The sequence below is a fragment of the Emergencia sp. 1XD21-10 genome, from assembly GCF_009936045.1.
Taxonomy (GTDB): Bacteria; Bacillota; Clostridia; order Peptostreptococcales; family Anaerovoracaceae; genus Senimuribacter; species Senimuribacter intestinalis.
In genome coordinates this window covers 1-6682 of record NZ_QWEQ01000047.1, presented here as the reverse complement: position 1 = coordinate 6682, position 6682 = coordinate 1, and the positions used below count along the sequence as shown (strand labels likewise).

The following is a 6682-nucleotide window of genomic DNA, read 5'->3' as shown; positions in this document are numbered from 1 at the left end:
GACTTTGCAATGTATTCGGTTCTGCATTCATTGTCATCACCGATGTCAAGCCCAAACCAGCGCAAAATCTTTTCGCCAGTCTTCAGAAGCTTTTCCCAGAAGCTCAGTGCGCCGTTCTTTTTGCTATGGTCACGGGTGACTTCTTCTAGCGCCACTTCTTCGTTTGTTTTGCTGTCATATGCTTTGATTCTCTGTACTTCATCGACCTGCAGAATATCTTCTGCTGCATATACATTAAATTTAGCATCTTTTAATTTGCTTCTGTCCCATACTGCGGAAAATCCTTTGTTTCCACCAAATTCTTCATGCAGCCAGCCTGCGAGAGATTCACCATTTTTGGTAACCTGGATTTTGCCTTTGACCGGATTGTTCGGCATTTTAATGGTCAGATAGTAGGTCACATAGTCCTTGCCGTCCTGATGCGGCGTCTGCTCTGTAACACCAAACTTATATTTGTTAAAGATAACCTTCTTGTTACTGGTAAAGTCCGTTACTCTATCGCCAGCAGCATCGTAGATTACCACTGCATCTTCGAATTTCTTCGGCATATCTGTGCTGCTGCCGACACCCTTTTCATCGTACTCACCAATAAAGTATCCTTCCGGTGCAGTCACTTCCTCCAGCTGATAGTTACCATATTCGAGTTCATATGGCAACACGATCTGACCGTCCTCATTGCATTTGAAAATGTAATTGTTCTTGCCGGATGCAGCACCATCGGTGTAGCTGCTGCCGTTTGGCAGATACTTACCGTAGTTTGGTGACAAAGTAGGATCTGCTAAATCCGGATTGCCCAGATATTTGATTCTAAATGCAGCGTTTTCATTCAATCTGACAGGTTTTCCGGTTTCGGAGTTTATTTTGATAATCTGCACCTTATTTTTCTTCGGCACGTTATCGGTATCCGTGGAAATCAGCTGCCCATCTTCTGTCACCGTCACCTCATGGGATTCCAGTACATATCCATTAGAATCAGCGGAAATTTCCTGTACGGTATAGTTGCCATAAGGAAGATCAACGATATTGATTTGTCCAAACTGACTAACTGTCAGCGGATGCGCCTCATCTGCCGGCTCCCCGCCTCCATCTCTTACCACACGATAGTTATTTGCATAAGCAGAAAATCCATCTTCGCCTTTTGTAATCGGTACAACTCTAATATATGGACAGTCCTCATAGCCACCGGAATTCAGCCGGATTGTCCACTTGGAATTTGTAGAGTATTCCAGCTTGCCACTACCGTTATCCGGCGTAAAGGGATCGAGGTCTGTCTTTGTCTTGATAATCTGTAGCTGCCCTCTAAAATTATCATTGACAAAGGCGTCTGACCCTTTATCATCTCTCATGGGCTGTGGATTGTCCAGATCAATCTCATCAGCACTGGTTAATATGCCGTTCTCATAAGTAATGCTGTATACGATTTCACCCTTTTCATTGGTATGGGCATAATATTGGATGGTTCCATGGCTATGTTCTCTTTCGTCCGAAAATCTGCCATCCGGCGGCATGGATTCTCTGGTAGCAATGGTTTTACTTCCCGTCCAGATATGTTCTGTCCACGCTGCTTCACCCTTTTCCTCATTTCCTTCATGTTCAACCGTTTCATAATGAAGTTCCGATACCGCTTCCCATGGAATAAAATAAAAAGGTTCGTCACTGTATCCGTTTACATCCAGCGTTTTAGATTCTACTACCTCTCCATCAAGCAACAAATCAATCGTTGCATCTAACGCCGCATCACCCATACCGGTATGAGAATCATTGTCGAAACCTGTATTGGCATCTAACTTCTCAACATCTAGTTCAAAAGAAGGCAGTTTCGGCTCCTCCGGCTGCCCTGGCTCCGGTTCCGTTTCTTCTGCTGCCGCTACTTTAAAATACATCTCCACTGGATCATCTCCGCCTGTTGCTACGGTCTGCAGATGATTGGAATCCGCAACCGGACTCTTTTGGTTGGTAGACCATACCAAAAGATCCTGCTTTGGTTTTGACACATCGATATTCTTCTTTGCAAGAATTGGTTTTGTGATTGTTTTCGGATCTACATCACAAGTAATGGTGTATTCATTACCGTTTCTCTTGATTTTGATGTGTTTATTGGTGGATTTAATGTCCTGTCCTATACCTCTTGAATCCTGCACTGTACCTCTCCAGGTACCGTCTGACTGGAGTTCCAGCTTTACAGTTTGCTTTATTGTTATCTTATCGCTGTATTTTGCTGTCCAACTGGGAACATTCACATATTTCTTCATCTGCGTTAGCATCCAGTTGTAAATCTTTTCTGCAGGACGTCCCTTTACCGTATCGCGAAACCAGTTTGCATCCATGGCGTATTTTCCAGTGCGGCTTTTCAGTCCGCTATCAACGGATGTCCGAAGCCCCTGTTGGAATTCCCAAATGATATTCTGGGTTGCCCAGTACCAGTCATCCAGATTGCAGCCTTCCACTGGCACATCCTTGTTGGTATGTCCGGGCTGCTTACCAAAGAGTAATGCCAATCGAATACCTTGCCGTGTACTTTCACTATATGGTCTCATCCATCTTAGTTTTTCTAGCTCCTGCTGTTTTTCTGCACTGTACCCAGTGCCACCTGCATTCAGCCAAGCACCATGCTCCAGACAATAGCCTTGATAAGTTTCTTTCCCGTTGTCCACAACGATGGTCTTCTTAGCGGAAGTCGCTCTTGCAAGGCGGTAAACAAATCCGTCCCCTTTTGCATTGGAAAATTTCGCATAGTAGTAACCACCGCCTTTGTTATTCGGATAGTATGGCTTTCCATCAGATCCCTTTAGCGTTCTGCCATCATAAACAGAGGCTTTCGTTGCTGCATAAGTAGTCTGAAATACCTGCTGTGGCATATATGCTGCCAGCATAACAACTGCCATCAGAAGCACGAACACTTTTCGCAGAACCGGGTGTTTTTTTGTTTCAAACATTTCCTTCCTGTTCCTCCTTTTGGAATTTATCTATATAAAAACGGCGTCCTTTTTCAGGTGCGCCGTTGAATTCTTTCCATAAAAAAAGCAGCCATTCAGCTGCTTCTTCGTCAAGAGTATTCAATTAGTACATGAGGTAAAAATGATAACCTTTTCTGTTTTCTAATCCTCCATTTGCATTTCTGTAATAGAGAAAGAACCAATCAGTTCCATACCACCACTCATCCGTTTCCGGATCTCCGGGATCCCATGACAATGGGTTGGCTTTCATCTCAGATTCAATTTCTGCTTTAATACAGCCTTTCAATGTCTTCATCACTGTTGCTTTGGACCAGTAAGGACTGATATATTTCGGAAAGATTGCAGACCAAGAGCTATTTTCTGGAGTTTTTTTTGCTTCTTTTGCATCCTCATACTTCATTGTGTAGGTTCTCCCTCTGGATCCAGTATATGGAATAAATTCGCCAGGAACACCAGTATATTGCATCCTCGTACCCTTGATGCTCTCGCCATAAGCAATCAGTTCCGGCATCAGTTCTTCCATGGTCCAGTCCGGTTTAAATTCTTTTGCTACAGAAAATAGACCATATACTTTCTTTCCGTTCACGGTTCTGTAGGCTCGAACCTTATATTCGTAATTGTAATACGTGCGAAAAGACTTTGTCTTATCAGTGTAGTAAGTCTTTGCCGTTGTGTAAATCTTGCTCCACTTGTTCTTGCCAACTAAGGTTCTATATACCTCATACCCTGTTGCGCCGCTTACTGCGTTCCAGCAGGTCTTCGGTGTTCTATCGTATGGTCCCTCCTTATCACTACCACCAAGCGTTACTTTTGTAATCACTGCTTTATTCGGTCTAGCATAAGTGCTGGTGACAGCAGAATACTTAGTGTAGTATGTGGTTTTTCCAACCTTCTTATAGCCTCTTACCTTGTAGTAGTAGGTCTTGCCGGTGGTTCTGACAGTGTTGATATAGGAGACAGTTTTTACGCTGGTCGTGGTTTTCACGAGGCTATATTTGCCGTTCTTAGAAGTTGCTCTATATACTTTATAGCCGTCCAGACCGTCAATCTTATCCCAGCTGGTCTTGATTTTCGTGTAGCTATAACTGGTCGCCTTAAAATTTTTCGGCGTGATAGCCCTGACCTGCTTACTTGTCAGCTTCACTTCTGTTGGAGCTGATTCTGCAGGAGCCTGATTGTCTGTTGCAAATGCTGGAACTGCCATAGTCAGCACCATAGTCAAAGTGATGAGTAAGGTTATAATCTTCTTCATTTCCGTTTCCTCCTTTACTTTTTAACAGTCCGTCAGCAAGGTGGTTACAAATGATTTTGGATCAAGCACAGCCACCCTGGACTCTATATAATCTTTTGTATTTCGTGTCACTATGCAATCAGCTTTGATACGTTCTGCAGTTTCCATCATTACAGCATCCTCAAAATCACCACTGTCCTTTATGAGCGCTTCATGACAATCAGAAGCTGCTGTATCCGCTATGGTAAAAAGCTCCGTCAGTTTACGCAAAATCTCCCGCGTCGCTTCATTATCATGAGTGAAGCGATGATGTATATAAAACAAATCCGTTATAGACTTTGCCGTCAGAATGCCTTCGATTTGATCCGACGCTGCTGCATAGAAAATTTTGACGGCATCGTGAAAAAAAGGTTCTCTCTTCTGTAATACATCCAATACCACGCACGTATCAATAACCACTTTAATCATAATATTTTTTCAGCCTTTCTTCTCTCGCCTCTTCCAAAGTGATATCTGCCGGCAGAATACCGACCAAAGAGTCAACAATATCCATTTTCGTTTTATATGGGCTTGTGAGCTTTGCTACAACTTTCCCATTTCTAGTGATGTACACATCTTCCGTCTGTGACATTGTTATATATTTTCCTAGATTATCTCTGAACTCTGTAGTTGTGATTGACATATGCCAGCCTCCTTTCTGTCTTTCTGTACTTTTATTATATTATAAACGTACAAAAAGTCAACCATTTCGTATATTTATTTCAAATTCCTGTTTCTCCATTTCGTGGAAAGGAGGGCGGGGGGGACGAATATCCCCCGCCTTTTGAAGAAAGGAAGCATTACATGTGCACTTGCTTCTTTTGTGTATTTCATTCCTGGTATCGCCCACTTGCTACAAGATTATCAAGAGCTTTGAACACCTCATCTATTAAAATTGTGCAGTGACTATTATCATCTTTTATTAAAAACTCCCTTTCACCTGTGAGACAGTGGCAAAAGGGAGCATGAAACATGTGCCAGGAAAGCACGCTACCATATTATCACCTTTTTACCGCCCCGTCAGGTACATTGTACGTTTTTTTGCTAAATTTATTTTGTCAAGCCCTTTTTTAAAAGTTTTCCGAGAAATTTTTCAATAGATTTTCTACAAGCATCTCATATGCTTTTTTACTCTGATATTCCGGCGGCAGCATTTTGATAATTCCTTTATCTACTGTCAAATGTGCCTTCCTATTGCGTTCTGGCTGCATAGTATAAATCATGTCACTAAGCTCCTTAGTATTCATTGTCTTCCCAAAAGGCTTATATTTCCGATCATACAAATTACGTATCTTTTCCGCCGCCTCCAAACTCAACACCGTCTGCTCGCCACTCAGTATGTAAACGATTCGATCCTGCACATCCAGTGGTAAATAGGAAATCTCACAACCTGCTTTAATGCTTACTTTTCTTACATCCACCAGCTGCCTCATTCCCAAGGATAAATATGTCAGCCGGATATATCTTCGCAACTGGCGTTCCTCTGATTCATCAAAAATTGCATTTCGGACCCGCGGGTCCGTTTTGCATTTTTCAGCATACTCATCTGCATACCTCATCATGAACGCTTTTTCCGTAATCGTGATATCTTCCCTGTAACGGTTGCTCTCGCCATAAAGGCACAATGCCGCAGCGTCATCAAGTTGCCTGATTACGCAAGGCACGGTTTCAAGACCAACTCGTTCTGCTGCAGTGAGCCTGGTCTTCCCAGCAATGAGCTCATACTTTGCTTTCCCACTTGCATCTGCTCTGACAGTCAGCGGCACCAGCACGCCGACAGATTTGATAGAGTCTGCCAGCTCTTCAACTTTCTCCTGCTGCATATGAAAATAGGATTTGCCGTAATCGCCGCCAAATGGCCTGATATCCGTAATCGGTATTTGTCTGATTTCCTCACACATTCTCTACCTCTTTGATCATACTTTGGGGCTTATACACCCCATCTTTATACTCAAATATGTAAAATGTCTCATCTCTGACATAGTCTAAAAAAGCAGTTTCCGATTCAGTAACGAACCTTTCCACTATATTAACCGTTTCCTGCACTACATCCAGAGACAAATATCTCTCTGCAAAAAAGTAAATCGGTCTTGCCTGCCGCATGTAATAGCGCCCATCCTTAATAAGAAAAATATTTTCTAAAAGAATTTCGTTATATGATGGATGAGCTGGATTCACTCTTCTCATGCAGCTATCGGTAACTCCATAACGTCTGCATAAATTCGGTCTGGCTTCATAACATATGCATTTGCCTCTTTCGTCCAGGAATGGGCAACTTTCGAGTAAAATAACGGTTGCATCAAGGTTATAAAACCGCTTCTGAAGCGCCGTATAACTATCCTGGATGGATTCTGCCATGACAGGGTGATTTTCCGCCGCATACGCAGCCTGTTTCATCGCATTCATATATATGACAGGCAACTCTCCCACTTTTCCATTCATAATCAGCCAGGCT

At 42.8% G+C, this 6682-nt stretch carries 6 protein-coding genes; all 6 read right to left on the bottom strand.

Going from position 1 to position 6682, the window contains the following annotated elements; all coding sequences use genetic code 11:
- Nucleotides 1–2936: SpaA isopeptide-forming pilin-related protein (locus D1151_RS15995; protein WP_161909537.1), on the bottom strand; the 2936-nt coding region annotated here is incomplete at its 3' end.
- A 124-nt stretch (nt 2937–3060) separates the two neighbouring features.
- Nucleotides 3061–4209 carry a hypothetical protein gene (locus D1151_RS15990; protein WP_161909536.1) on the bottom strand — a complete coding sequence of 383 codons (1149 nt, stop codon included), beginning with the start codon at nt 4207–4209 and terminating at the stop codon, nt 3061–3063.
- Nucleotides 4210–4230: 21 nt separating this feature from the next.
- A complete protein-coding gene (locus D1151_RS15985; RefSeq protein ID WP_201759517.1) occupies nt 4231–4656 on the bottom strand; it encodes a PIN domain-containing protein in 426 nt (141 codons plus the stop codon).
- Nucleotides 4649–4870, bottom strand: a complete 222-nt coding sequence (locus tag D1151_RS15980) for a type II toxin-antitoxin system Phd/YefM family antitoxin (protein WP_160200894.1) — start codon at nt 4868–4870, stop codon at nt 4649–4651. Before D1151_RS15980 ends, D1151_RS15985 begins: the two co-directional genes overlap by 8 nt.
- Before the next feature lie 427 nt (nt 4871–5297).
- Nucleotides 5298–6128, bottom strand: coding sequence for a ParB/RepB/Spo0J family partition protein (locus D1151_RS15975; protein ID WP_160200893.1), 831 nt, complete (start codon nt 6126–6128; stop codon nt 5298–5300).
- On the bottom strand, nt 6121–6682 hold a 562-nt coding region (locus D1151_RS15970; protein WP_202620442.1), incomplete at its 5' end, for a YkgJ family cysteine cluster protein. The genes D1151_RS15970 and D1151_RS15975, both read right to left, overlap by 8 nt.

Bases quoted from the DNA above. Each gene is read 5' to 3' on its own strand.
- D1151_RS15980 (WP_160200894.1), bottom strand. From the start codon at position 4,870: ATGTCAATCACAACTACAGAGTTCAGAGATAATCTAGGAAAATATATA.
- D1151_RS15990 (WP_161909536.1), bottom strand. From the start codon at position 4,209: ATGAAGAAGATTATAACCTTACTCATCACTTTGACTATGGTGCTGACT.
- D1151_RS15975 (WP_160200893.1), bottom strand. From the start codon at position 6,128: ATGTGTGAGGAAATCAGACAAATACCGATTACGGATATCAGGCCATTT.
- D1151_RS15985 (WP_201759517.1), bottom strand. From the start codon at position 4,656: ATGATTAAAGTGGTTATTGATACGTGCGTGGTATTGGATGTATTACAG.